This is a genomic window from Streptomyces sp. NPDC107521, assembly GCF_055598485.1.
The window spans coordinates 44,235-67,798 of the sequence record NZ_JBVKAT010000009.1 but is presented as its reverse complement, the minus strand read 5'-3'; the positions used below and the strand labels follow the sequence as shown (position 1 = coordinate 67,798).

22 protein-coding genes and 1 pseudogene are annotated in these 23,564 nt (G+C 76.7%); 10 read left to right on the top strand and 13 right to left on the bottom strand.

The window, feature by feature from the left end; genetic code table 11:
- Positions 1-338: 338 nt before the first annotated feature.
- Positions 339-719, bottom strand: a complete 381-nt coding sequence (locus tag ACZ7LB_RS15835; RefSeq protein WP_471468596.1) for a nuclear transport factor 2 family protein — start codon at positions 717-719, stop codon at positions 339-341.
- A gap of 335 nt (positions 720-1,054) precedes the next feature.
- On the opposite strand from ACZ7LB_RS15835, the gene ACZ7LB_RS15830 reads away from it, so the two are divergent.
- The gene (locus tag ACZ7LB_RS15830) at positions 1,055-1,465 is read left to right on the top strand and encodes a hypothetical protein (RefSeq protein WP_471468594.1); all 411 of its coding nucleotides are present in this window, start codon (positions 1,055-1,057) and stop codon (positions 1,463-1,465) included.
- A 122-nt stretch (positions 1,466-1,587) separates the two neighbouring features.
- On the opposite strand, the gene ACZ7LB_RS15825 is transcribed toward ACZ7LB_RS15830, so the two are convergent.
- From ACZ7LB_RS15825 to ACZ7LB_RS15815, 3 genes are all read right to left on the bottom strand, one after another.
- On the bottom strand, positions 1,588-2,877 hold the full coding sequence (locus ACZ7LB_RS15825; RefSeq protein WP_471468592.1) for a streptophobe family protein: 1,290 nt from the start codon (positions 2,875-2,877) through the stop codon (positions 1,588-1,590).
- 124 nt (positions 2,878-3,001) lie between these two features.
- Positions 3,002-3,442, bottom strand: a complete 441-nt coding sequence (locus tag ACZ7LB_RS15820) for a PRC-barrel domain-containing protein (RefSeq protein ID WP_471468591.1) — start codon at positions 3,440-3,442, stop codon at positions 3,002-3,004.
- Positions 3,439-4,029, bottom strand: a complete 591-nt coding sequence (locus tag ACZ7LB_RS15815; protein ID WP_471468589.1) for a PRC-barrel domain-containing protein — start codon at positions 4,027-4,029, stop codon at positions 3,439-3,441. The genes ACZ7LB_RS15820 and ACZ7LB_RS15815 overlap by 4 nt, the downstream gene beginning before the upstream one ends.
- A gap of 146 nt (positions 4,030-4,175) precedes the next feature.
- On the opposite strand from ACZ7LB_RS15815, the gene ACZ7LB_RS15810 reads away from it, so the two are divergent.
- Entirely contained in the window at positions 4,176-4,631 is a 456-nt protein-coding gene (locus tag ACZ7LB_RS15810) for an ATP-binding protein (protein ID WP_471468587.1), read from the top strand.
- 107 nt (positions 4,632-4,738) lie between these two features.
- On the opposite strand, the gene ACZ7LB_RS15805 is transcribed toward ACZ7LB_RS15810, so the two are convergent.
- Positions 4,739-5,626, bottom strand: a complete 888-nt coding sequence (locus ACZ7LB_RS15805) for an RNA polymerase sigma factor SigF (protein ID WP_471468585.1) — start codon at positions 5,624-5,626, stop codon at positions 4,739-4,741.
- 345 nt (positions 5,627-5,971) lie between these two features.
- Here ACZ7LB_RS15805 and ACZ7LB_RS15800 point away from each other — a divergent pair, with 345 nt between their 5' ends.
- Entirely contained in the window at positions 5,972-6,364 is a 393-nt protein-coding gene (locus ACZ7LB_RS15800; RefSeq protein WP_471468583.1) for a helix-turn-helix domain-containing protein, read from the top strand.
- Positions 6,365-6,565: 201 nt separating this feature from the next.
- Here the strand turns inward: ACZ7LB_RS15800 and ACZ7LB_RS15795 are convergent, their stop codons facing one another.
- Both ACZ7LB_RS15795 and ACZ7LB_RS15790 read right to left on the bottom strand, forming a co-directional pair.
- Positions 6,566-7,183 (bottom strand): ClpP family protease, encoded by a 618-nt coding sequence (locus ACZ7LB_RS15795; protein WP_471468581.1) that lies wholly within the window; start codon positions 7,181-7,183, stop codon positions 6,566-6,568.
- Entirely contained in the window at positions 7,180-7,839 is a 660-nt protein-coding gene (locus ACZ7LB_RS15790) for an ATP-dependent Clp protease proteolytic subunit (protein WP_471468579.1), read from the bottom strand. Before ACZ7LB_RS15790 ends, ACZ7LB_RS15795 begins: the two co-directional genes overlap by 4 nt.
- A gap of 287 nt (positions 7,840-8,126) precedes the next feature.
- Here ACZ7LB_RS15790 and ACZ7LB_RS15785 point away from each other — a divergent pair, with 287 nt between their 5' ends.
- From ACZ7LB_RS15785 to ACZ7LB_RS15765, 5 genes are all read left to right on the top strand, one after another.
- Positions 8,127-8,609: a VOC family protein gene (locus ACZ7LB_RS15785; protein WP_471468577.1), complete on the top strand. Its 483-nt coding sequence runs from the start codon at positions 8,127-8,129 to the stop codon at positions 8,607-8,609.
- Positions 8,610-8,730: 121 nt separating this feature from the next.
- The gene (locus ACZ7LB_RS15780; RefSeq protein WP_471468576.1) at positions 8,731-9,525 is read left to right on the top strand and encodes a VOC family protein; all 795 of its coding nucleotides are present in this window, start codon (positions 8,731-8,733) and stop codon (positions 9,523-9,525) included.
- Between the two features lie 42 nt (positions 9,526-9,567).
- Positions 9,568-10,257, top strand: coding sequence for a ribonuclease H family protein (locus ACZ7LB_RS15775; protein ID WP_471468574.1), 690 nt, complete (start codon positions 9,568-9,570; stop codon positions 10,255-10,257).
- A 254-nt stretch (positions 10,258-10,511) separates the two neighbouring features.
- Positions 10,512-11,753: an FAD-dependent monooxygenase gene (locus tag ACZ7LB_RS15770; RefSeq protein WP_471468572.1), complete on the top strand. Its 1,242-nt coding sequence runs from the start codon at positions 10,512-10,514 to the stop codon at positions 11,751-11,753.
- Between the two features lie 177 nt (positions 11,754-11,930).
- A complete protein-coding gene (locus tag ACZ7LB_RS15765; protein WP_471468570.1) occupies positions 11,931-12,914 on the top strand; it encodes an aldo/keto reductase in 984 nt (327 codons plus the stop codon).
- Positions 12,915-12,976: 62 nt separating this feature from the next.
- On the opposite strand, the gene ACZ7LB_RS15760 is transcribed toward ACZ7LB_RS15765, so the two are convergent.
- The 5 genes and pseudogenes from ACZ7LB_RS15760 to ACZ7LB_RS15740 form a co-directional block, all read right to left on the bottom strand.
- Positions 12,977-13,351, bottom strand: coding sequence for a hypothetical protein (locus ACZ7LB_RS15760; RefSeq protein WP_471468569.1), 375 nt, complete (start codon positions 13,349-13,351; stop codon positions 12,977-12,979).
- A gap of 124 nt (positions 13,352-13,475) precedes the next feature.
- Positions 13,476-13,901 (bottom strand): SsgA family sporulation/cell division regulator, encoded by a 426-nt coding sequence (locus ACZ7LB_RS15755; protein ID WP_471468567.1) that lies wholly within the window; start codon positions 13,899-13,901, stop codon positions 13,476-13,478.
- 124 nt (positions 13,902-14,025) lie between these two features.
- Positions 14,026-14,659 (bottom strand): annotated as a pseudogene (locus tag ACZ7LB_RS15750) (TIGR03557 family F420-dependent LLM class oxidoreductase); the annotation flags it as partial.
- Between the two features lie 5 nt (positions 14,660-14,664).
- The gene (locus ACZ7LB_RS15745; protein WP_471468565.1) at positions 14,665-15,624 is read right to left on the bottom strand and encodes a threonine/serine dehydratase; all 960 of its coding nucleotides are present in this window, start codon (positions 15,622-15,624) and stop codon (positions 14,665-14,667) included.
- Between the two features lie 759 nt (positions 15,625-16,383).
- Positions 16,384-19,329: a helix-turn-helix transcriptional regulator gene (locus tag ACZ7LB_RS15740; protein ID WP_471468563.1), complete on the bottom strand. Its 2,946-nt coding sequence runs from the start codon at positions 19,327-19,329 to the stop codon at positions 16,384-16,386.
- A 244-nt stretch (positions 19,330-19,573) separates the two neighbouring features.
- Here ACZ7LB_RS15740 and ACZ7LB_RS15735 point away from each other — a divergent pair, with 244 nt between their 5' ends.
- Complete coding sequence (locus ACZ7LB_RS15735) at positions 19,574-20,446, top strand: universal stress protein (RefSeq protein WP_471468561.1); 873 nt, start codon at positions 19,574-19,576, stop codon at positions 20,444-20,446.
- 768 nt (positions 20,447-21,214) lie between these two features.
- Here the strand turns inward: ACZ7LB_RS15735 and ACZ7LB_RS15730 are convergent.
- On the bottom strand, positions 21,215-21,712 hold the full coding sequence (locus ACZ7LB_RS15730; RefSeq protein WP_471468559.1) for a MarR family winged helix-turn-helix transcriptional regulator: 498 nt from the start codon (positions 21,710-21,712) through the stop codon (positions 21,215-21,217).
- Between the two features lie 336 nt (positions 21,713-22,048).
- Between ACZ7LB_RS15730 and ACZ7LB_RS15725 the strand changes: the two genes are divergently transcribed.
- The gene (locus ACZ7LB_RS15725) at positions 22,049-23,515 is read left to right on the top strand and encodes an MFS transporter (protein WP_471468558.1); all 1,467 of its coding nucleotides are present in this window, start codon (positions 22,049-22,051) and stop codon (positions 23,513-23,515) included.
- Positions 23,516-23,564 lie beyond the last annotated feature (49 nt).

Genomic DNA, 23,564 nt, shown 5'->3' with positions numbered 1-23,564 from the left:
TCGCGCCGCCCGGCACGGCGCCTCGCCGCGTCGTCGCACCGTCCGGGTACGCCCGGTGCGCGGGCGGCGTTCCGCCCGGCGGTCCACTCCGCCGGACGCCGCGAGCCGTCCGGTCACCCCTTCCGTCCGCGGCGCCGGCGGGAGCCGCCGGCACGCACCGCCCTCGGGCCGCCGCCGGTCCGGCGGGGCCCGGTCAGGTCCCTCCCGGCCGTTCCCCGCCGCCGCGCGTGCGTCCCGTCCCGCCGGGCACCGCGCCGGGCCGCTCACGACCCGCCGGACGTCCCGGCGCCCGCGAGCGGCCCACCCCCCTTCGGCGCGGACGGCGGCCGGCGGGGAGGTCAGACGCCCGGCGGCACCCGGTCCAGGAAGCCGTACACCGACCCGATGCGCCCCGCGGCGTCCAGGGTCACCACGTCGGAGCCCGCCAGCGGCGCCGAGCCGTCGGCCCCGTTCACCATCTCCCAGGAGAACCGCGCCGTGTCGTGGTGCCCGTCCACCGCGCCGGTGAGCCGGAAGGCGAACCCCGGGAACCGCTCGCGGGTCCCCGCGATCAGCGCCGCGATCCCCTCGTGGCCGCGGACGTCCGCCAGCGGGTCGGTGTAGGTGCCGTCGGCGGCCCAGGCCGCGGCGACCGCCTCGGCCAGCGCCCCGGGTCCGGCGTTCCACGCCTCGAAGTAGCGGGCGACGGCGCTCTCGTGGCGGTGCGTGGAAGTGGTCATGCGGGTGTCCTCCATCGGGGGCGGGTGCACTGGTCAGGGGCCGGGCCCCGCCCTCTCGGACCCGGTACGGCAACCCTGCCCGCGCCCGGCGGCGGCGTCGATTACCCCGGGGGTCATGACGGTCCGTCCGGCCGGCGCCGGGTTTTCGGCCAAACGGGGCGCCGTCCGGGCCGGGAGACTGGCCGGAAAATCGTGGTGACAGTGGTTCAGTCGTGAACATACTCACCTCTAGGGGCGGGCACGCCACGCGACAGTGCCCTCACGCACAGCACGCGGGCCGCACGGACGCCACGCCGGACCGGTGGGGCGGGCGGGCGACCCGGGGAGGGGAATCCGTGCACGACGAGTTCCTGTGCCACGTCACCGCCTACGGTGTCTGCGACGGGCGGCGCATCGGAGTCCCCCTCGGCACCTACCGGGCACCCACCCTGCCCCTGGCCCTGTGGTGGCTGCGCGACCGCGCGACGTGGATCGCGGAACGCCTGGATCCCCAGCCCGGCAGCCCGCACTTACCCCGCGGAGCGCTCACCCCGCTCGCCGACACCGCCCCCGACGTGCCCCGCGTGCTGCGGGCCTGGTGCGCCGACGGCGGGCGGCAGGAGTCCGTGGCCGAGGAGCTGGCCGCCGGGCGGCTCATCCGGATCGCGACCCGCGACGAGACCACCGAGTACGAGCTGCTGGCCGAGTCCGTGGACGCCCTGCGCATGCAGCGCGCCGCCCCGCCCCTCGTCGTCCCCGTCGCCTGAACCCCACCCGTCGCCTGGACCCCACCGTGCGACCGGTCCCACCCGTCGCCCGAAACCCCGCCGGGTGCCCGGTCCCCGCCTGTCGCGCCGCCGCTCCCGCCGGGCCCCATCCGTCGCCCCGGTCACCGCCCGGCGCGACCGCCCCGCCCGGCCCCGGCGCGCCGTCCGGCCCGGGACCGGCGGGCGAGGAGCGCGCCCACGAGACCGGCGGCCGCCCCCCAGAGCGCGGCCCTCCAGAGCGCCGCCCAGGTCCGCGGGCGCAGGAACACCTGACCGGTCAGACCGCCGCCCAGGTCCCCGATGCCGAGCACCGACAGCCCGTAGTGCGCGTACACCCGGCCCACCAGGCAGATCATCAGCACCGTGCAGACCAGCGCCACGGCCAGCCGCGCGGCGTGCGCCCACAACGGGGTCCCGGCGGGGGAGAGGACCGCCGCGAGGAACCCTGCGGCCAGGAGCAGCACCACGGCGACGGCCGGCAGCCACCACATCCGCCCGTCCCGTTCGGTGAGCGTCCCCAGATCGAGCGTGGAGACGTCCGGGGTGCGCAGCACCTCGTCGAGGACCCGGGGCATCGGCAGTCCGAACGGCCCCTCCACCCGCCCGTCCCAGGCCGCCCCGAGACCGATGGTCAGCGCGATCCACGCCAGGTTGGGCAGCCCGAGCAGCAGCACCGCGAACGTCTCCGCCGGATGCCCCCGCGTCCCGGCCGCGACCAGGCCGACGACCAGGCCCAGGACGACGTACGCCAGCAGCAGCGCCACCATCGCGCACGCCGCCGGGCGGGCGGACGCCACCAGGGGCCGCAGCCGTCCCGGCAGCGGGGCGCCGTCCGTCACCAGCAGGGCCACCACCAGGACGCCCGCCAGCCACAGCAGCCCGAAGAGCACCGTCGACGGCACGTCCGTGGTGAAGCCCACCCGGGGCTCGATGCCGAAGAAGTCGCCCAGGTCGTTGAGGAGCCCCTCCCCGAGGGGCACCGCGAAGGTCCGGCGCGCGGCGAAGGCCGGCCCCAGCAGCGCGGCCGACCAGAGCACGGCGATCCGTCCCGCCCAGCCGGCCGCCTCCCGGGCACCGGCGGTCGCGCCGTGTCTCAGCGGGCGCACGAACCCCCGTGCCAGGACCAGCGCGCCGGTCAGCGTCACGGACAGCGGGAGCACGGTGAGCGCGGCGTCGCTGCCGACCAGCCCCCCGGCGTCCCCGGACAGCTCCACCGACCCGCCGACGGCGATGACGACGACCGCCATGACCACCCGGGGGAAGGCGCCGCCCGGGAGACCGGTGGCACCGGCCGCCCACAGCCCGAGCGACGCCACGACCGCCATCGCGACCAGGGCCGCCAGCACCGTGAGGAGGGCCCGCGCCCATCCGTGGGGGGACGCGGCGGGGACGGCGGGGGTTCGGGCGCTCACGCTGCCACGCTAGGCAGGGCCCGCGCGGCGCGCCCGTCCGGCGGGGCCGTCCGCGTCGCCGCGCGGCGGTCCCGCCGGGGCCGCCCGCGCGGGGCGGGCGCCGCCGGTCAGGAGGTGCGGGCGGTCAGGAGGTGCGGGCGGTCCGCGCCGGGGCGGCCCGGACGACCAGCGCGTGGTCGCCGAGCCCCAGCAGCCGGTGGGCAGGCAGCTCGCCCCGGGTGGTGAGGACGGCGATCAGCCTGCCGCTGTCCGGGTCGAACGCCGCGTCCAGGACCGTGCCCCGGCCGTCGCCCCGGTCCGTCAGGACCCGGCGGCCCAGCAGCGCGTGCCGGGGCGGTGCCGGATCCGCCTCGGCACCGGGACGCAGCTCGACGGCGCCGGGGCCGGTCACCGCCACCGCCGCCCAGGGCACCGCGACCGTCCGGCGCAGCCGTCCGGCGCGGAACCGCAGATGGGTGACCGTGCCGGACGCGGCGTCCACCGCCAGGGACGTCACCGTGCCCAGCCGGGGGCCGCCGCCCCGCACCACCACCGGCAGCCCCCGCACCTCGGAGAGGAGTCTCACGGCGCGCCCCGTCCGCCACCGGACGCGCTCCGTGCCCGGGCCACGAGCACCGCCAGGCCCGCCAGGCCGTCCGCCGTCTCCCGCACGGTCTCCCCGGGCACCACCAGGGTCCGCCCGGCCACCGCCAGGCTCTCCCCGCGCGGCACGTACACCGTCCGCCCGCGGCGCCGGGACCCGGACGCGGAGCCCCGCCCGGCCGCCACCCGGAAGCCCACGACCCGCCCGGAGGCGCCGCCCTCCACGACGACGTCCAGCACCGTGCCGACCTCCCGGCCCTCCTCGGTCCGCAGCGCGGCCCCCAGCAGCCTGGCCCGCAGTGACTCCTGACGCACCGTCATGACCGTCAGCGCCACCAGGCACCGCCGGTCCCGGACCATCACCGCCTCGTGCCCGAGCGCGTGCACCGTCGCCCAGGGCAGGCCCTCCTTGAGCGGTCCGGAGCGCAGCCCCGGGCGGCTGAGCGTGAACCCGGTGATCCATCCGGCGCCGTCGTCGAAGACGGTGTCCCGGACCAGGGCCACGGTGTCGCCGCCGAGGGTGACCACCGGCCGGGTGCCCAGGCTCCGCGCGGCCATCAGTTCGTCCATCGCACCCCCTTCCCGTACCCTGCGGGTGCCCCTCACCGCGGTGACGATGCGCCCGCCGTGAGAGCGGGGGGACTGCCGGGGCGACGGCGGGGTACGAGGACTGGTGCAGTAGCGTCCGGCCAGTCCGGCTTCCGAGAGAGACACGCATGACCGAGCATCTGGACGGGGCAGTGATACCGACTGGTTTCGATGTTCCCGTGGAACCGCTGAGGCGGGCGGCACACTATTCCGGCGGTCCGGGGTGCATCGCGGAGGCCCGCTCCTTCGCCGCGCTCTTCCTCGACCAGCTCCGCACCGAGTGGTGCGCCGCCATCGGCCGCCGCACCGACGGCGCGGTCCTGCTGGTCGTCAGCGAACTGGTCACCAACGCCGACCGGCACAGCGACGGCCCCTACGTCCTGGAACTGGAGGGCACGGACACCTCCGTCGCCGTCTGCGTCTACGACAGCAGCGGCGCCGTGCCCCAGCGCTTCCCGCGCGATCCCGAACGGGTGGGGCGGCACGGGCTGGAGATCGTCCACGCGCTGACGGAGCGCATCGTCGTCGAGCGCGTCCCGGTCGGCAAACGGGTGCGCGCGGTGGTGCGGCTCACCGCCGAGTGACGCTCCGGCTCCTGTCCGCGGTCCGCGCGGGGGAACGGCGCCGGGGCCTCCTCGGCCCGGCGGGCCGCCCCGGTGACCGGTCGGCGCACCGGGGCCGCCGCGTCGTCTCAGGCGCAGCCCAGTTCGCCCAGCATGCCCTCGCGCAGCCGGGTGATGATGCGCTTGATCAGCCGCGACACATGCATCTGCGAGCAGCCGAGCCGTTCGCCGATCTCCGCCTGGGTGGCCTCCTCGACGAACCGCAGATGGATGATCCGCCGGTCGCGTTCGCTCAGCCCGGCCATCAGCGGCGCCAGCGCGTGGAAGTCCTCGACGAGCCGCAGCCCGTGCTCCTCGACCCCGATGAAGTCCGCGAGCACCGCCTCGCCGCCCTCGGGGCCCTCCCCGGTCAGCGCGGCGTCCAGCGACGAGGAGTTGTAGCCGTTGGACGCGATCTGGCCCTCGACCACCTCGTTCTCGGTGATGTTCATCAGCGTGGCGAGTTCGGCCACCGTCGGCTCCCGGTCCAGCCGGCTGGACAGCTCCTCGCGGGCCTTGGCCAGCTCCACCCGCAGCTCCTGGAGCCGCCGGGGCACATGGACGGCCCAGGTGGTGTCGCGGAAGAAGCGCTTGATCTCGCCGACGATGTAGGGCAGCGCGAAGGAGGTGAACTCGACCTCGCGCGACAGCTCGAAGCGGTCGATGGCCTTGATGAGGCCGATCATGCCGGTCTGGACGACGTCCTCCATGTCGTCCCCGCGCCCCCGGAACCGTCCGGCGGCGAAGCGCACGAGGGACATGTTCATCTCGATGAGGGTGTTGCGCGCGTACTGGTACTCGTACGTGCCCTCCTCGACCTCGGTCAGGCGCCGGAAGAAGTGCCGGGAGAGCTGGCGCGCGTCGCGCGGCGCGACGGCACGGGGGTCCGGGATGTCCGGCAGGGGTCCGTCACCCGGTGTGCCCGTGCCGGTCCTCTCGACAACCTGCGCCTGCGGCCGGGTCACGGCGGTCTTCATTTGCCTCTCCCACGAAAGTCACGGTCGGACGACACTTCTTCCTCGGTCCTTCCCGTCGGCGGATACCCGGGAGACGGCGACCCATGCCTTCCGCTTCGCGGGGCGGCGGAATCCGGCGGGACGACGGGGCGGCTCGCGCGGCTCGCGCGGTTCGCCGGGACGTGGGACGAGGGCCGCGGGACGTCCGGTGTACGGGGCCGCGCGCCCCACGGGCTCCCGGCGGCTCCCGGCCCCGCCCGGGCACCGCCCCGCCCGGGAACCGCGCCGCCCGGGTGTCCTCCCGGTTCCCCTCTCGGCGGAACACCGGACCCTTCCGCCGGGCCGCCGGGCTTCTAGGCTGATCCCGTGACCCGCCACGTGACGAACGAGACGCCCGTCGCCCCTCCGCGCCCCCTGCCCCGCCCCGGGCCCCGGGGCCCCGCCGCCCGGGAGCCCCTGTGGCGTGATCTGGTCGGCGAGGTCCTGCGCGGGGAGCGTCTCGCGCAGGAGCGCACCATCAAGGACGTCGCCGAGGCCGCCCGGATCTCCCTGCCGTACCTCTCGGAGATCGAACGCGGACGGAAGGAGGCGTCGTCCGAGGTGCTGGCCGCCGCCGCGGCGGCGCTCGGGCTGGGCCTGGGCGACCTGCTGGCCCGCACCCACGGCAGACTGCTCCGGCTCACCTCCCGGCACCCCGGCCCCCTCGCGGCCCCCGGCCGCCCCGCCGCGCGCCGCGACGGGTTCTGCCTGGCCGCCTGACCGGGAGCCGGCGTACGGAAGGCGCCGGTGCGCGTGCGGGGCGGCCCCCGGCGCGCGCACCGGCGCGTACGTCCCCGGGGCGCGGCCCGCGCGCCGACCGGCGCCCCCCCTGCGGCTCCGCACGCACCCCGGGGGCCCGCACGGCACCCCGGCGGTTCCCGCGCCGCCCCCGGCCGCCCCGGCCGGTCCGGCCGTGCGCCCTCACCCGCCGCCGGACACCGGCCCCCGGCGCGGGCCGAGCACCTCGTCGGCCAGTCCGTACGCCACGGCCTCCTCGGCGGTGAGCACCTTCTCGCGGTCCATGTCCGCCCGCAGGGTCGCCGTGTCGTGGCCGGTGTGCCGGGAGAGCACCTCCTCCACCTGGGCGCGGACGCGGACCATCTCCTTGGCCCGAAGCGCCAGGTCGGACACCGTGCCCTGGCGTCCGGCGCTGGCGGGCTGCCCGAGCAGCACCCGCGAGTGGCGCAGCACGAACCGCCGTCCGGGGTCCCCGGCGGCCAGCAGGACGGCCGCCGTGGAGGCCGCCTGGCCGACGCAGAACGTGGAGACCGGCGCCCGGACGAAGGTCATGGTGTCGTAGATCGCCATGAGCGAGGTGAACGAGCCGCCCGGGGAGTTCAGGTAGACCGAGATCCCGCTCTCCGGCGCCGCCGACTCCAGGTGGAGGAGTTGGGCGATGACCACGTTGGCGACGCCGTCGTCGATCCCGGTGCCCAGGAAGACGATCCGCTCGGAGAGCAGCCTGCTGAACACGTCGTAGGTCCGCTCGCCGCGCGGGGTGCGCTCGACGACGTGCGGAATCGTGTAGCCCGCCGTCACCGCAGCCCCGTCCTGCGCCGGGACGCGGTCGGCCGGATGTCCGCGAGGGACTCCACGACGCTGTCCACCATCCCGTACGCCACGGCCTCCTCGGCGGTGAACCAGCGGTCGCGGTCGCCGTCGCGGGAGACGGCCTCCGGGCTCTGCCCGGTGTGCTCGGCGATGATCCGTTCGACGGTCCGCTTGGTGAACTCCAGGTTGTCCGCCTGGATCTCGATGTCGGCGGTGGTGCCGCCGATGCCCGCCGACGGCTGGTGCATCATGATCCGCGCGTTCGGCAGGGCGTGCCGCTTGCCCGCGGCGCCCACGCTGACCAGGAACTGGCCCATGCTGGCCGCGAACCCCATGGCGAGGGTGGACACATCGTTGGGGATCAGCCGCATGATGTCGTAGATCGCGAGCCCGGCGTGCACGGAGCCGCCGGGGCTGTTCACGCACAGGCAGATGTCGGTGTGCGGGTCCTCCGCGGACAGGACGAGCAACTGGGCGCAGACCCGGTGGGCGGAGACCTCGTCGACCCGGGTGCTCAGCAGCACCATCCGCTGGGCGAGCAGCTGTGCCGCCAGATGGTCGTCGAAGCGGGTGGGAGGGGTGTCGCCCTCCTGGGCGCGCGGGGGCGGCGGAACGGGCGCCGGGCCGGAGTCGAAGGGGGACATGGGTGCTCCTTGAGGGGGTCGGGGAGGTCCGCGGGCGGCGGATCGGCCGCGGTTCCCCCACTCTGGAACGAGAGGGACGTCCGGCGGGGGTTTCTCTGCCGGGAGCAGATCCGCCCGGGGCGGAGCCGCGCGCCGCGCGGAGCCGTCCGGCGCGCGGATGCGGGGCTGAGTCCCGCGCTCCGGCGGCGTCCGGTGCCGGCCGGGATTCCGTCCGCCGCGCACCGATGAGTTCCGGGCCCCGCCCCGGTCCCCCCTCATGACCGGCGTTTCGTCCGCAGGAGGACCCCATGGACACCAACGGATTCACCACCTGCCTCTGGTTCGACGACCGGGCCGAGGAGGCCGCCCGCTTCTACGTCTCCGTCTTCGAGAACTCCGGGCTCGGCGCGATCAGCTACTACCCGGAGAACGCCCCGCGCCCCGCGGGCACCGTGCTGACCGTGGACTTCACGGCCAACGGGCAGAAGTTCGTCGCGCTGAACGGCGGGTCGGAGTTCACCTTCAACGAGGCCGTCTCCTTCCAGATCATGTGCGACACCCAGGAGGAGATCGACCGCTACTGGTCCCTGCTCACCCAGGACGGCCAGGAGGGCCCCTGCGGCTGGCTCAAGGACCGTTACGGCGTGTCCTGGCAGGTCGTGCCGATCCGGCTGGAGGAGATGTTCCGCGACCCCGACGGGGCGAAGGCGGCCCGGGTCAACCAGGCCATGATGCTGATGCGCAAGCTGGACCTCGCCGCCCTGGAGAGGGCGTTCGCCGCCGACCACTGATCCCTCCGGGGCGCGGCCCGGCCCGGCGCCCGCCGGGTGGTCCGGGCCCGCCCCACCGACAGCGCCCGCGGCGCACCCGCGCGCGGGCGACCCCCACCGAGTCAGACAGGAGGCGGCAGCCATGGCCGCACCGACCGAAGGGGCCCCGTGCTGGGCCGATGTGATGTGCGGCGACGTCGAGGGGGCCAAGGCCTTCTACGGCGCCGTCCTCGGCTGGACCTTCCGCGACATGCCGACGGAGTTCGGCGACTACACCCAGGCCTACGCGGGCGACAGCGCGGTGGCCGCCGTGGTCCCGCCCGCGCCCGGCCACGAGGTCGCCCGCTGGTGCCTCTACCTGGCCTCCCCGGACGCGGCGGCGACCGCGGAACGGGTCCGCGCGGCCGGGGGCGAGGTGCTCGCGGAGCCCATGCGCGTCGACGGCTTCGGCACCATGTGCCTGGCCCGCGACCCCGGCGGCGTCGTCTTCGGCGTCTGGCAGCCCGGCAGCCACGAGGGGTTCGGGGCGGTCGGCGTGCCCGGCGCCTTCTGCTGGGCCGAGGTCTTCACCCGCGACCCCGCCGCGGCCGACGCGTTCTTCCCCGCCGTCTTCCCCTACACCACGCGGCGGATGGAGGACGCGGGCATGGACTTCCGGGTCTACGACACGAAGGACGGCACCGTGCTCGGCAGGATGGCGATGACGGACGACTTCCCGCCCGGGATGCCGTCCTTCATCAACGTCTACTTCACCGTCGACGACTGCGACGCGGCGGTCTCCCGCGCCACCGAGCGGGGCGGGACGCTGCGGTTCGGCCCGATGGACAGTCCCTTCGGCCGGTTCGCGGCGCTGGGCGACCCGCAGGGCGCGCACTTCTCGGTCATCGACGTGACCCGGACCCGGGGGGAGACGCCCACCCTCGGCGAGGTCTCCTGAGGCACGTCCGGGAGCCCCGCCGGACCATGGCATGATCGGCGCATGCGTGAACGAGCAGTGGCCGCGTGCGACGGGGCTTCGAAGGGGAACCCGGGTCCGGCCGGCTGGGCCTGGGTCCTCGCCGACACCTCCGGGACGCCGGTCCGCTGGGAGGCGGGCCCGCTCGGCAGGAATACCAACAACGTCGCCGAACTCACCGCCCTGGAGCAGCTCCTGGCGTCGACCGACCCGGATGTGCCGCTGGAGGTCCGGATGGACTCCCAGTACGCCATGAAGGCCGTCACCACCTGGCTGCCCGGCTGGAAGCGCAACGGCTGGCGCACCGCCGCCGGCAAGCCGGTCGCCAACCAGGAACTCGTCGTCCGCATCGACGCCCTGCTCGACGGCCGCTCGGTCGACTTCCGTTACGTCCCCGCCCACCAGGTCGACGGAGACCCGCTGAACGACTTCGCGGACCGCGCGGCCAGCCGGGCGGCCACCGACCAGGAGGGCGCGAGCAGCGCCCTCGGCTCCCCGGAACCGCCGCCCTCCCCGGACGTCCCGGCCGTCCGCGCCGCCACCCGCCGCAAGCCCGGCACGGCGGCCCGCAAGGGCGGGAGTTCCTCGCGGACGCTGAAGGCCAAGTTCCCCGGGCGCTGCGTCTGCGGCCGGTCCTACGCGGCCGGTGAGTCCATCGCCAGGAACGACCAGGGCTGGGGCCACCCGGACTGCCGCACCGCGGCGGCCGGATAGCGCTTCCCCCGGCCCCGCGCCGGGACCCGCCGCGACCGGGGTGCCCGGCGCCGGGCGGCGCCCGGGCGCGGCGCCCGGACACCCGGCGGCGCCCGCCCCCGCCGGTCCAGCGGAGCCCCCTCCCGCCGCGCCGCGACGGTGTCCGGACGTACGCGCCGGACACCCCGGCCCCTCCCGCGCCCATGCGCCGGACCCGCCCGGCCCTGCTAGCCTGCGCACCAAATGTCCGATTTGGTCGTATCGCAGGGGTGTGTGTGAAGGTCGCTTGCGTCGGCGGCGGGCCCGCCGGACTCTATCTCTCGATCCTGCTGAAGCTGCGGGACCCCGCCCACGAGATCACCGTCCACGAACGCGACCCCGAGGGCTCCACCTACGGCTGGGGCGTCACCTACTGGCGCGGTCTCCTCGACCGGCTCCACGCGCACGACCCCGAGTCCGCCCGTGCCGTCGGGGAGCACTCCGCGCGCTGGCGCGACGGCGTCGCCCACCTGGGCGGCCCGGCCGCACGGCACCGGGGCGACGAGGGCTTCGGCATCGGCCGCCACCGGCTGCTGGAGATCCTCGCGGCCCGCGCCCGCTCACTGGGCGTGCGCGTCGCGTACGAGGACGAGGTCACCGCCGCCCACCCGCCCGACGCCGACCTCGTGGTGGCCGCCGACGGCGTCCGCAGCGCCCTGCGCACCGAGTACGCCGACCACTTCGGCACCCGGATCAGGACCGGCCGCAACCCCTATCTCTGGCTCGGCACCACCAAGGTCCTCGACGCCTTCACCTTCGCCTTCGCCGAGACCGCCCACGGCTGGATCTGGGCGTACGGCTACGGCTACGGCCCCCGGGGCAGCACCTGCGTCATCGAGTGCGCGCCCGGCACCTGGAGCGGGCTCGGTCTGGACCGCGCGGAGGAGGCCGAGGGGCTGGCCCTGCTGGAGGACCTGTTCGCCGGGGTCCTGGACGGCCATCCGCTCACCGGGCGCGCCGCCCCCGGCGCGGGCCCCGCCCCCTGGACGACCTTCCGCACCCTCACCAACCGCACCTGGTCCCGGGGCAACCTCGTGCTGCTCGGCGACGCCGCCCACACCACCCACTACTCCATCGGCGCCGGCACCACCCTCGCCCTGGAGGACGCCATGGCGCTCGCCGCCGCGCTGGACGGGGAGAGGGGCCTCCCGGCGGCGCTGGCCCGCTACGAGCGCGAACGGCGGGCCGCCCTGCTCCCGGTGCAGAGCGCCGCCCGCTACAGCGCCCAGTGGTACGAGAACCTGCCCCGCTACATCGGCCTGCCGCCCGAGGTGATGTTCGCCCTGCTCGGCCAGCGCCACTCCCCGCTGCTGCCGCACATCCCGCCGCAGGTGTACTACCGGCTGGACCGGGCGGCCGGGCGGCTGGAGCCGCTGCGCCGCCTCAAGCACTGGCTGGGCCCGAGGGTCGCCCGCACGGTGCAGGCCCGCAGCGCGCCGGACGCGGCGGGGGAGCGGCGGGTCCCGGCGGGGCGGTGACCCGGCCCGGGGACCGGACGGCCCGGGCGGAGGGGACGGGTTCCGGCCCGGCGGCCGACCGGCGGCGGATCGGGGCCGGACGGGTTCCGGCCCGGTGCCGGACCGGGCGCCGGCCACCGGTGGGAACGCTCCCCGCCCCGCGCGGTGCGGGAAAACCCCTGATGACAGACTGTCGCCATGGACGAGCGCACTTTCAAGAGGTCGAACCAGCACGCATCCGTGATCGGCCTCGGCACCTGGCAACTGGGAGCCGACTGGGGTGACGTCGACGACAAGCAGGCCCTCTCGGTCCTGGAGGCGGCGGCCGAGTCCGGCGTCACCTTCTTCGACACCGCCGACGTCTACGGCGACGGCCGCAGCGAGCAGGCCATCGCCGGATTCCTCGGCGGGCGGCCCGATCTGCGCGTGACGGTCGCCACCAAGATGGGCCGCCGGGTCGAGCAGATCCCGCAGAACTACGTCCTCGGCAACTTCCGCGAGTGGAACGACCGCTCCCGCCGGAACCTGGGCGTCGACGTGATCGACCTGGTGCAGCTCCACTGCCCGCCCACGCCCGTCTACTCCAGCGACGAGGTGTTCGACGCCCTGGACACCCTGGTCGAGGAGGAGCGGATCGCCGCCTACGGCGTCAGCGTGGAGACCTGCGCCGAGGCCCTCACCGCCATCGCCCGGCCGAACGTCGCCTCGGTGCAGATCATCCTCAACCCGTTCCGGATGAAGCCGCTGCGCGAGGTCCTCCCGGCCGCCCGGGAGGCGGGCGTCGGCGTCATCGCCCGGGTGCCGCTCGCCTCCGGCCTGCTGTCCGGCAAGTACACCAGGGACACCGTCTTCGCGGCCGACGACCACCGTACCTTCAACCGCCACGGCGAGGCGTTCGACCAGGGCGAGACCTTCTCCGGCGTCGACTTCGCCACCGGTGTGGAGGCCGCCGCGGAGTTCTCCGCCCTCGCCCCCGAGGGGTACACGCCCGCGCAGCTCGCCCTGCGGTGGATCGCGCGGCAGCCCGGTGTCACCACCGTCATCCCCGGCGCCCGCTCGCCCGAGCAGGCCCGCGCCAACTCCGAGGCCGCGCGGCTGCCGGAGCTGTCCGAGGAGACGCTCACCGCGATCGGGGACCTCTACGACCGGCGCGTCCGGGAGCAGGTCGAGGGCCGCTGGTGACCCCCGCTCCCGCGCGCTGACCCGGTGCGCCGGGCGGACACGGCCGCCCGGCAAGGCGGGGCTCACCGCAGCAGGAGCAACTGCCGTTCCCGCTCCCGGTCACCGGCGGCGGCGCCCTCGTCCCGCACGGTGAGGGCACCGGCGAGCGCCGCCCCGGCCGCCTCGACGGCCCCCGGGGTGCCCTGCACGGTGACCGACACCGGCGCGGGCAGCCGGGCGGCGCCGGACCCTCCGGGGGCGGACGGCCCGCAGGCCCGGTGCTCGCGGAGGGGCGGGCCGGCGGCCGGGGCCTCGAACGTCGCCGTGCGGACCTCGCCCGCTCGTCGTCCGGAGGCCCGTCGGACGCCCCGAACACCTCCTCCGGCGTGCGCATCCACCGCCCGCGCGCCGTCGATGCCGCCGCCGCTGAGCGTCACGGTGAGCTGAGTGCCCGACACGCGTCTCCCTCCTCGGCCGGTTCGGTTCCGGCCCGCGCAACCGCGCGGTGCACGCCCGAACGGGGGCCGGTGCGGGCGGCCGGGCCGCTCCCGGCGCGTGGCTCCCGCGGCCGGCGGGCCCGGGTCAGCCCTCGGCCGTCAGGGCCGCGAGGACGTCGTCGATACGGATCTCCTCCGTGCCCTCCGGCACCACCCTCCGCGTCTCGCGCAGGAAGGCCGCGAGCGGCACCGCCCAGACGAACACCACGGCCCGGGGGCGCTCCCCGTCGGGCCGCACGTCGCCGAGGAACTCCATGCGCAGCTCCTCCCACATGCCGCGCGCACACGGCCGCAGCCGCACGTCGCCCACCCCGACCTCCCGGGTGAGGCCCTCGGCCACCATCCCCCGGTCCAGCGCCCAGCGGGCGAGCACCCGGCCCTCATGGGTGAACGTGACGGTCAGCGCGAAGGGGTCGGCGGGGTCGTAGAGGAGGTGGGCGAGGAGGGGGAAGCGGTCGGCCCCGACCGTCCGGAGCTGGACTACCAGGGTCTTGCGCAGGACGGGGTTCACGACGGGCCCTCCGGGAGTACGGACATGGGCCCTTCTAGTACCCCGCCCGCCGGGATGATGTCGGGGCGGGCGGACGATTCATCCAACTCCGTCGCGTGGCACCGGCGTCGGGCGGCCGGTCCGGCGCCGTGCGGAGCGCGGGCGGCAGGGTCCGTTCCGACCGGTCCGCGAAGTCCGGCCGGGTCTCCCCGCCGATCGGCACCGGCGCCACCCCGGTGAACCCGGCCTCCGCGTACGGGCGTACGGCCTCGACGAGGAGACCGGGGTCGTCCCCGCAGGGGATCGCCGGGGCGACGTCGCCGGGCACCACGAACCGCGTGGCCGCCTCGAACGCGTCCGGGTGCGGCGGTTCGGAGTCGGCCTTCCAGCCGCCGCCGAACCGGCGGAACCGGGAGTGCGCCCGCTCGACCGCCGCGTCCCGGTCGGTGCCCCAGGAGACCGGGAACCGGCCCACCCGGGGGCTTCCCGCCGCCGTGGCGGTCGAAGGAATCCGGCAACCCGGCCTTCGGCTCGGTGGCGACCACCGGATCCGCGAGTGCGCCCGCGAGCCGGCAGGAACGCTCGCCGGAGAGGGCGATCCCGACGGGCGGAGGGGTGTCCGGCAGGTCCCACCGCCGGGCCGGCTCCACGTCGAAGCGCTCGCCCCGGTGGTCGACGTGCCCGCCCGCGAAGAGCGCCCGGACGATCTCCACGGCCTCCCGCGGCATCGCGTGCCGCACGTCGACCGGCGGCCGGCCGCCGCCGACCACATGCTCGTCGGTGATCAGCGCAGGCCGAAACGGTCCGTCCAGGCGGCCATGTCGGCGGTGGTCGCGTTGCCGCCGCAGACCACCAGCCCGACCCGGGCGCCGTCCCCGACCCGCTCCACCACGCGCCGCGCCGCCGGCAGCAGGCACCCGGCGGCCGGCTCGGTCCACAGCTTGGCGTGCTCCGCCAGATCGACGCAGCCCGCGACGGCGTCCCGGTCCGGCACCACCAGGACCTCGTCGACCAGGGCCGCCACATGCTCGTACGTCAGCCGGGAGACGGACGGGGCGCTCAGCGTCGTGACGATCGAGGAGAGCCGCACGGGGGTCGGTCCGCCCTTCGCCAGCGCCTGCGACATGGACTCCGCGCCCTCCGTCTCCACCCCCCAGATCCGCAGGCCCGGCCGCCGCGCCCGGAGCGCCGCCGCGATCCCCGCGATCAGCCCGCCGCCCCCGATGCTCACCAGCACGTCGGTCAGCTCCCCGGCGTCCTCGGCGAACTCCAGCCCCACCGTGCCCTGCCCGGCGACCACCAGCGGATCGTCGTAGGGGTGGACCAGGGTCAGGCCCTCCTCGCGCAGGTCGTCCACCAGGGCGAAGGCGCTGTCCATGCCGTCGGTCAGCCGGACCAGCGCGCCCGCCTCCTCGGCCGTCGCGACGGAGCGGGCGGGCGCCGTACGGGGCATCACCACAGTGGCCCGCACCCCGAGGGCGGCGGACATCACCGCCACGGCGATCCCGTGGTTGCCGCCGCTGACCGCGACCACCCCGGCGGCCCGCTCGTCCGGCGTCAGCGACAGCAGCTTCGCCACCGCGCCCCGCGCCTTGAACGAACCGGTGCGCTGAAGCAGTTCCAGCTTGGTGGTGACCGGGACGCCGAGCAGTCCGGACAGGCCGGGGCTCGGCACCGTGGGCGTGCGTACGACATGCCCGGCGATCCGCTCGGCGGCGGCTTCGATCTGCGTCAACCCGATCACGGCACTCATCCTTCCGGCGCGGGCCGGCCCCGCGTCGCTCCGCAGCCTTTCGCGCGCCGCGCCGCCGGTCAACGCGGGGGCCCGCCGGGCCACCCGGCGGCGCGGCGTGACGGCGGACGGCCGAGCGGAGCGGCCGGTGGGCGAAGAGCCCGCGCGGCCCGGCCCACCCGGCCGCGCCCCGGCGGAGTCCTTGCCCGGACCTCTCGCCCGGACCTCTCGCCCGGAGTCCTCGCCCGGACCCCGGCGAGGGGGCCGGGCCCCCTCGTACGGGCCCCGGCGCGCCTTCGCTCCGGGGGCCTCGCGTCGGGGTTCCGCCGGGGCCCTGTCCGGGGCACAGGATGCCGCGTCCCGCCGGAGGCGGCCCGGGAGCCGCCGCGCGGCGGGGAGCCCGGAGAGGCCGGAGCGTGGGGGAGCCCCGGGGCCCGCGGCCCGCCACCCGGCCCGCGCCGCGGTGCCCCGCCGCACGCCCCGGCGACCCGTCCCCCGCTGCCCCGGCCCGCGCCCGCCGTGCCCCGGCCCGTCCCCCCGCTGCCGTGCCCCGGCCCGCGCCCGCCGCGCCCCGTCCCACGCCGCCGGGGTACGCCCCCGCCGCCCGCACCGTCCCGCCGCGCTCCGGACGGTCCGACGGGACGGGGGCCGCCGAGGGTGGTCCCCGCGCATCGCCCGCCCGTCCGTCGGGGGTACGTCGCCGGACGACGGCCGCCACCGGAACCCCCGGCGGGTCCGCGCGGTCCCGACGGCGGGGGCCGCACGGGCCGGTCAGCCGGGAGTGGTCGGCTCCGGCACGATCAGGCCCTCCCGGTAGGCGACCGCGACCGCCTCCGTACGGCTCGACGCCTCCAGCTTGGCGAGGATGCGGGAGACATGGACGCTCGCGGTCTTGGCGCTGATGAACAGCTCCTCCCCGATGCGCCGGTTGCTGTGCCCGAGGGCGAGCAGCCGCAGCACGTCCCCCTCACGGGCGGTCAGCGACGCCACCCGCCCGCCGCCGTCCGCGCCGACGGCCATCCCCCCGCGCCGCAGCAGGTCCTCCAGCCGCTCCCGCAGCGGCAGCGCGCCGAGCCGGTCGGCCTCCTCCCGGACGGCGTCGGCCTCGGCGGCGGCCTCCTCACGGCGGCCCGCGGCGAGCAGGGCCTCCGCCCGGCGCAGCCGGCAGCGCGCCCGTTCATAGGAGTCGCCGTACGCGAACGCGGCCACCGCCCGCTCCCAGGCCGCCGGGTCCGGACCGGACACCGCCCGCGTCCACTCCGCCTCGGCGCGGGCGAGCCACGCCCGTCCCTCCGGCCCCTGCGGCAGCCCGTCCTCGCCGCGCCGGGCCGACTCACGCGCCATCCCCACCAGTTCGTCCGCCGTGGCCGTCCACCGCCCGTCCGCCGCCGGGGCGGTCCCGGCGGCGTCCGCGACCGCGCCCAGGGCGAGCGCCGCGAGGCGGACGGTGGCGGAGGGCAGGACGCCCGTTTCGTCGGTGAGCGCCTCCACGGTGGTCCGCGCCCAGCGCACGGCCTCCTCCGCGTCCCCGCGCAGCGCGGCGGCGTCCGTCAGCACGCTGCCCGCGACCAGGGCGGCCATCCAGTCGCAGGGCCCCTCCAGCAGGGCCCGCGCCCGGTCCGCGGCCCCGAGGTCGCCGCGCGCCAGCGCCGCGTAGAGCGCCGGGCCGGCGGTGTGACCGCCACCCGGGGCGGCCTCCGGGGCGTCGCCCCGCGAGCCCTCCAGGAGCGCGTCCCAGTCGCCCAGCGTGTAGTGCACCAGCTGCCGCAGATAGCTCATCGCCCTCGGGTACAGCGAGGACAGCAGCCCGAAGTGCCCGGCCCGCTCCAGGCCCTCCTCGGCCCGCTGGAGGCACGCGCGCAGCTCGCCGGATTCGAAACAGCCGATCGCCAGGTTGAACAGGGCCCGCATCTCGACCTGGCCGTTGCCCGCCCGCCGCGCCAGTTCCCGCGCGCGCAACAGCCGCTCCCGGCCCCCGGGGGTGGTCCGGCCCTCGCCCTCCAGACCGGTCAGGGAGATCAGCAGGTCGGCCCGCGCGTCCGCGACGCCCAGCTGCTCGGCGACGGCCACGGCCCGCCGGGCGACCTCCAGGGCGACGCCGGTCTCACCGACCTGGCGCGCCGCGGCCACATGGGTCGCCGCCGCCCACACCCACGTCGACGACGGGGGATCGGCCGGGATCAGCGACAGGGCCTCGCTGCTGTGGGCGTGGGCGGCGCTCAGGTTGTCGACGTTCAGCAGGTTCCCGGCGAGCGTGTAGCGGACCCGTGCCGCCAGTTCCAGATCGGTGTCCTCGCCGAGCCCGGCCAGCGCGGACCGGGTGAGCGCCACCGCCCGGTGCAGTTCCCCGGCGTGCGCGGCGGCGGCGGAGGCCCGCAGGGTCAGCGTCACGGTGTCGGCCCCGGCCGGGCGCGCCTCGGCGGGCACCGCCGGCCAGAGGTCCAGCGCGGCCTCCACCTGCCGCAGCTCCTCGGCGGGGGCGCCCATCCGCCGGGCGTGGTCGGCCGCCTCCAGGGACGCGGCCAGCGCCCCGGGCAGGTCGTGGCTCTCCCGGTAGTGGTGCGCCCGTTCGGCGGCGCCCCCGGACGGCCCCTCGCGGCCGGTCAGCAGCCGGGCGAACGCCCCGTGCAGCCGGGCCCGTTCACCGGGCAGCAGATCGGCGTAGACCGCCTCGCGCGCCAGGGCGTGCCGGAAGGAGTAGGTGTCCCCGGAGCCCGCAACGAGGATGCGGTGCCCCACGGCCTCGCGCAGCGCCTCCTCCAGCTCGGCCTCGGGCAGGGCCATGGCGTCCCGCAGCAGGTCGTGGCCGACCCGGAGGCCGGCGACGGCGGCGGTGCGCAGCACCCGCTGGGCGGTGCCGGAGAGCCGTTCGAAACGGATCAGCAGGACGTCCGCGAGGCCGCTGGGCAGGCCGCCGTCGGGCAGGTCCGCGGCCGCGACCAGCTCCTCCGCGTAGAAGGCGTTGCCCTCGGCGCGGTCCACGATCCGGCGGACCGCGGCCTCGGGGATCGGCCGGTCCCGCAGCGAGCGGACCAGCCGCGCCACGTCCGCGTCGGCCAGCGGCAGCAGCTCCAGCCGCTCCACCGAGGGCAGCCGGACCAGCTCCGCGAGCAGGGGACGCAGCGGATGGCGCCGGTGCAGGTCGTCGGCCCGGTACGAGGCGAGCAGGGCGATGCGGTGGCCGGGCGCGCCGCCCGCGGGCCGCTGGAGGACACCCCGGCTGAGCAGGAACCGCAGCAGATCGCGGGAGGACTGGTCGGCCCAGTGCAGGTCCTCCAGGACCAGCAGCAGCGGTGCCGTCTCCGCGAGCGCGGCGAACAGGGCGGCCAGATCGTCGAACAGCCGCAGCCGCCCGGAGCGCGCGGCGTCGCCGGAGGCCCCGTCACCGCCGCCGAGCAGCCGCCCGGCCCCCGGATGGGCGGCGAGCACGTCCGCGAACCGGCCGTCGGCGGACAGCGCGCCCAGGATCTCGGTGAACGGCAGATACGGCAGGCCCACGTCGCCCAGGTCGACGCAGTGCCCGGTGAGCACCGTCGTCCCGGCACCGGCGGCGCGCGCGGCGGCCTCGTCCAGTGTCCGCGTCTTGCCGACCCCGGCGTCCCCGGCGACCAGCACCGCCCGCGGCTCACCGGCCCGGGCGCGCTCCAGCACGCCGTCGAGACGGGCGAGTTCGGCCCCGCGGCCGACGAGGGGTCTGCCGACCGGGATCTCGGACATCCCCCCATCCTGGCACGCCTGCGCCCCACCCCGTCCCCGGCCGCCGCCCGGGCACCGGCCCGCCCCGGGGACCCCGCGACGGCCGGCGCGGGACGGCCGCCGTCCGCGCCGCGGGGACCGCGCCGGCCGGCGGCGGTGGGGTGCGCGGAGCGGGCGCGCCGCCGGCCGGGGCGCCCGCCGCGACACCCCGGGGGCGCGGTAGTGAAGACTGGGCCGCACAGGAACCCGACACAGGAGGAACCGCATGACGCGCCCGATCACGGCAGGGCTGGACGGATCGGAGGAGTCCCTGGCCGCGCTGGCCTGGGCGGCCAGGGAGGCGATCCGCCGGGGGACCCCGCTGCACATCGCGCACGCCTGGCGGTTCGAACCGCGGGGCGGGAGCGGCGAGGGGGGCCGCGAGGCACAGGAGAAGTGGGTGCTCGACGCGGTCGCCGGGGCGGCCCGCACCCTCACCGACCGGCACCCGGGGCTGGAAGTGACGACCGAGGCCCGCGAGGGCGACGCCGCCGACACCCTGCTCGCGGCGTCGGCCGACGCCGACACCCTGGTCCTCGGCTCGCGCGGGCACGGGGCCGTCGTCGGCTTCCTGCTCGGCTCCGTCGGCCAGCAGGTCATCGCCGGGGCCACCCGGCCCGTCGTCCTGGTCCGCGCCGGGGACGAGGCCAGCGCGGAGGCGGCCGGCCGCGAGATCGTCGTCGGCCAGCAGGGCGACGAGGAGGACAGCGCCGAGGTGCTCGGCTTCGCCTTCGCCACCGCCGCGGCGCGCGGTGCCTCGGTGCGGGCCGTGCGGGCCTGGACGCTCCCGCCGGTCTTCGCCTACAGCCCCGGTTCGCTGCGCCTGGCAGACGAGGCCGGGGGCCTGGAGCCGTACGAGCGCAAGGCGCTGGAGGAGGCGGTGCGTCCCTGGCGCGAGCGCTTCCCGGACGTGCCGGTGGTGGAGCACGTGGAGATGGGCAGCGCCGGGCAGGTGCTGCTGGCGGTGGCGGGCGGCGCCCAGCTCGTGGTCGTCGGCCGCCGGGCGCGCCGCACCGCCGTGGGCGCGCGCATCGGCTCCGTCGCCCACGGGGTGCTGCACCACGCGCCGTGCCCGGTGGCGGTGGTACCGCACGCCTGACGGGGGTGCGTGACCGCGTGCTCCCGGCGGTGGATCGCCGCCGGGGCGCGCGGCGCCGTGTCCTGAGGCGGCCCGCCCGTGACGCGGCCTCCGCGACGCCGTCTTGGCGGCTCCGTCTCCTTGACGGGGTGTCCGTGGCGGTGCGTCGGCGCCGGTCCCCGGGGTCGGCCCGGGTACGGCCCCGACGGGTTGGGCCGGGTGGCGTGGCGCGAGGGGCCTCGTGGAAGCAGGTACCGCTCCGGCGCGGGGTTCCGGGGCCGGGGTCGTCGGGCGGCGGGGCCCGCCCGAGCGGATGCCCCTTGAGGGGCCCGCCCCGGGCCCGTCGAACATCCCGAGCCGGTCAGGGCCGTCCCCGCCGACGCGCGTACAGCGTCGGTCCGGGACCCGTCCCACGGGAGGCGGCTCCACCCGGGGCATCGGACCCGACCGTGTGGACAGCCGCGCACGCACCGTTCAGTGGCGACGGGCCGGGCCCGGTGGGGGGCGGTGGGCGGCGGGCCTCGCCCGGTCCACCGGTCCGGTGACCGCGGTCGGCGGCCCGCCGCCCCGTGGGCCGGCGGGACCCGAAGCCATCTCGTACGCGCCCGGTACCGGGCGATGGCGACGGGCACCGGGCGCCCGCGCCCCTGCCGTCGACCACCCTGCCCGGGCCGCCCGGTCGACGCCGACACCTCCCCGCCGTCGACCGCCCCGCCCGCGCCACCGCCCCGTGTTCACCCCGCCCGCCGCCCCGTGTCACCCCCACCGGACACGCGGGGGAGCGGTGGGTCAGTCCTGCCGGGTCGGGGCGGAGCCCGGCGCGTGGTCCCCGGGCCAGGAGAGGCCCTCCAGCCGGGCGATGCCCTCGTTGAGCTGTGCCAGCAGGGTCAGGAACTCGCCGGTCCTGCCCGGCGTCCACCCGGTGGCGTCGATGAGGCGCGCGGTGCCCTCGAGGCTGATGTCGCGGTCGGCCCTCAGCCGCTCCAGACCCAGTTCCGTGGGCCGGAACTTGCGCGCGATACCGCCGTCGGGATCGGGGATGCGCTCCACCAGTCCGTTCTTCAGCATGGCGCTGACCTGGCGGTTGATGGTGGAGACATCGACCTGGAAGGTGTGCGCCAGTTCCTTCAGGGTGAGCGGCTCGCTCATCTCCAGACGGGTGAGCAGGACGTACGCGGAGCGCTCCAGGCTCTGGCCGATGCGGGGGCCGCGAGCGGTGAGGAAGTGCCGGGACAGGAGCGTCAGCTCCCTCTCCAGATCGCTCAGCCGACCTTCCTGCTCCGTCATGACCTGCCCCTTCCCGTGCCGACACCTCGACTCATCATCGCCCATGGCGCCCGCGCCGGGGGGCGCCGCCCACCCTGTTGTGCACAGTGCACGCGATGTGTACAGTACATCGAGTGTGCATGATGCACATTGCGGCCGTGGCGGTCACCCGCCGGCCCCGGCCCGGAGTCCGACAGCGGATGCTCCGGGCCGGGGCCGGACGGCGGGGGCGGCCGGTCCGCCGGGCCGGTCCGCCCGACGGGCACCGGCCCGGACGGCGGCGTCCACCGGACGCCGTGCGTCCTTCGCCCCGCCCGCCGACCACCCGAGACCCCGCAATGCCACAAGGAGACCCTCTTGCCGACCCGTAGCCGATCCCTGGGGCCGGGCGCGATCACCGCGGTGATCGCCCTGAGCGGCATCGTCGTGTCCCTGATGCAGACGCTCGTCGTGCCGATCATCCCGAAGCTCCCGGAGCTGCTGGGCGCGTCCGCGTCCGACGCCTCCTGGGTGATCACCGCCACGCTGCTCGCGGCGGCCGTGGTCACCCCCATCGCCGGACGCCTCGGCGACATGTACGGCAAGCGGCGGGTGCTCATCGCCAGCCTGGCCGTCCTCGTCGTGGGCTCCGTCGTCTGCGCCGTCTCGGACAGCCTGGTCCCGATGATCGTGGGCCGGGCGCTCCAGGGCCTGGCGACGGGGGTCATCCCGGTCGGCATCAGTGTCCTGCGCGACGAACTGCCGCCCGCCCGGATCGGCGGCGCCGTGTCCCTGGTCAGCGCCACCCTCGGAGTGGGCGGTGCGATCGGCCTGCCCGTCTCGGCCGCCATCGCCCAGGGCACCGACTGGCACGTCCTGTTCTGGCTGGCCGCGGGCCTCGGCACCCTCTGCCTGGTGCTCGTGACCCTGCTGCTCTCCGAGTCCCGCCGGCTCTCCCCGGGCCGCTTCGACGTGCCGGGCGCGGCCGGACTCGCCGGCGGCCTGGTGCTCCTCCTGCTCCCCGTCACCAAGGGCGGCGACTGGGGCTGGACCAGCGCCACGACCCTGTCGCTGCTCGGGGCCGGTGTGCTCACGCTCGCGCTGTGGGCCTGGTACGAGACGCGGGTGTCCCAGCCGCTGGTCGACCTCCGGGTCACCGTCCGGCGGCCCGTGCTCTTCACCAACCTGGCCTCGGTCCTGGTCGGCTTCGCGATGTACGCCATGTCGCTGACGCTGCCCCAACTGCTCCAGTCGCCGGAGGCCACCGGCTACGGGCTGGGGCGCTCCACCCTCGCCGCGGGCCTCGCCCTCGCCCCGGGCGGCCTCGTCATGATGGCCCTCTCGCCCGTCTCCGCCCGCATCACCGCGCGCCACGGCGCCCGTACCTCCCTGCTCATCGGAGTCGCGGTCATCGGCCTCGGCTACGGCGTGGGACTGCTGCTGATGGCCGAGGTGTGGCAGATCGTCGTCACCTCCATGGTGATCAGCGCGGGCGTGGGCATCGCCTACGCCGCCATGCCCGCCCTGATCATGGGCGCCGTGCCGGTCAGCGAGACGGCCTCCGCCAACGGGGTCAACGCGCTGATGCGCTCCATCGGCACCTCGGCGGCCAGCGCGGTCATGGCCGCGATCCTGGCGAACATGACCATGAGCCTCGGGCCGGCGCACCTGCCGTCCGAGCAGGGGTTCCGGATGACCTACGTGGTGGCGGTGCTCGCCTCCGTCGCCGGTCTCCTGCTCACCCTCGCGATACCGCGCGCCCGCGCCGCGGCCGGGCACGCCGCGCACACCGAATCCGCCGCGAGCCTGCGGGACGCCCTGCCGGCCGGCACCGGAAAGCACTGAGACCGGGGGCTCCCCGCCCACCGGCAGTACCAGCAAGGAGAAGTACCAC

What these genes read in the sequence shown, in the direction of transcription:
- ACZ7LB_RS15730 (WP_471468559.1), bottom strand. Translation starts at nt 21,712, where the DNA reads ATGACGGAGCAGGAAGGTCGGCTGAGCGATCTGGAGAGGGAGCTGACG.
- ACZ7LB_RS15780 (WP_471468576.1), top strand. Translation starts at nt 8,731, where the DNA reads ATGGCCGCACCGACCGAAGGGGCCCCGTGCTGGGCCGATGTGATGTGC.
- ACZ7LB_RS15805 (WP_471468585.1), bottom strand. Translation starts at nt 5,626, where the DNA reads ATGAAGACCGCCGTGACCCGGCCGCAGGCGCAGGTTGTCGAGAGGACC.
- ACZ7LB_RS15740 (WP_471468563.1), bottom strand. Translation starts at nt 19,329, where the DNA reads ATGTCCGAGATCCCGGTCGGCAGACCCCTCGTCGGCCGCGGGGCCGAA.
- ACZ7LB_RS15835 (WP_471468596.1), bottom strand. Translation starts at nt 719, where the DNA reads ATGACCACTTCCACGCACCGCCACGAGAGCGCCGTCGCCCGCTACTTC.
- ACZ7LB_RS15810 (WP_471468587.1), top strand. Translation starts at nt 4,176, where the DNA reads ATGACCGAGCATCTGGACGGGGCAGTGATACCGACTGGTTTCGATGTT.
- ACZ7LB_RS15785 (WP_471468577.1), top strand. Translation starts at nt 8,127, where the DNA reads ATGGACACCAACGGATTCACCACCTGCCTCTGGTTCGACGACCGGGCC.
- ACZ7LB_RS15775 (WP_471468574.1), top strand. Translation starts at nt 9,568, where the DNA reads ATGCGTGAACGAGCAGTGGCCGCGTGCGACGGGGCTTCGAAGGGGAAC.
- ACZ7LB_RS15765 (WP_471468570.1), top strand. Translation starts at nt 11,931, where the DNA reads ATGGACGAGCGCACTTTCAAGAGGTCGAACCAGCACGCATCCGTGATC.
- ACZ7LB_RS15790 (WP_471468579.1), bottom strand. Translation starts at nt 7,839, where the DNA reads ATGTCCCCCTTCGACTCCGGCCCGGCGCCCGTTCCGCCGCCCCCGCGC.
- ACZ7LB_RS15815 (WP_471468589.1), bottom strand. Translation starts at nt 4,029, where the DNA reads ATGGACGAACTGATGGCCGCGCGGAGCCTGGGCACCCGGCCGGTGGTC.
- ACZ7LB_RS15735 (WP_471468561.1), top strand. Translation starts at nt 19,574, where the DNA reads ATGACGCGCCCGATCACGGCAGGGCTGGACGGATCGGAGGAGTCCCTG.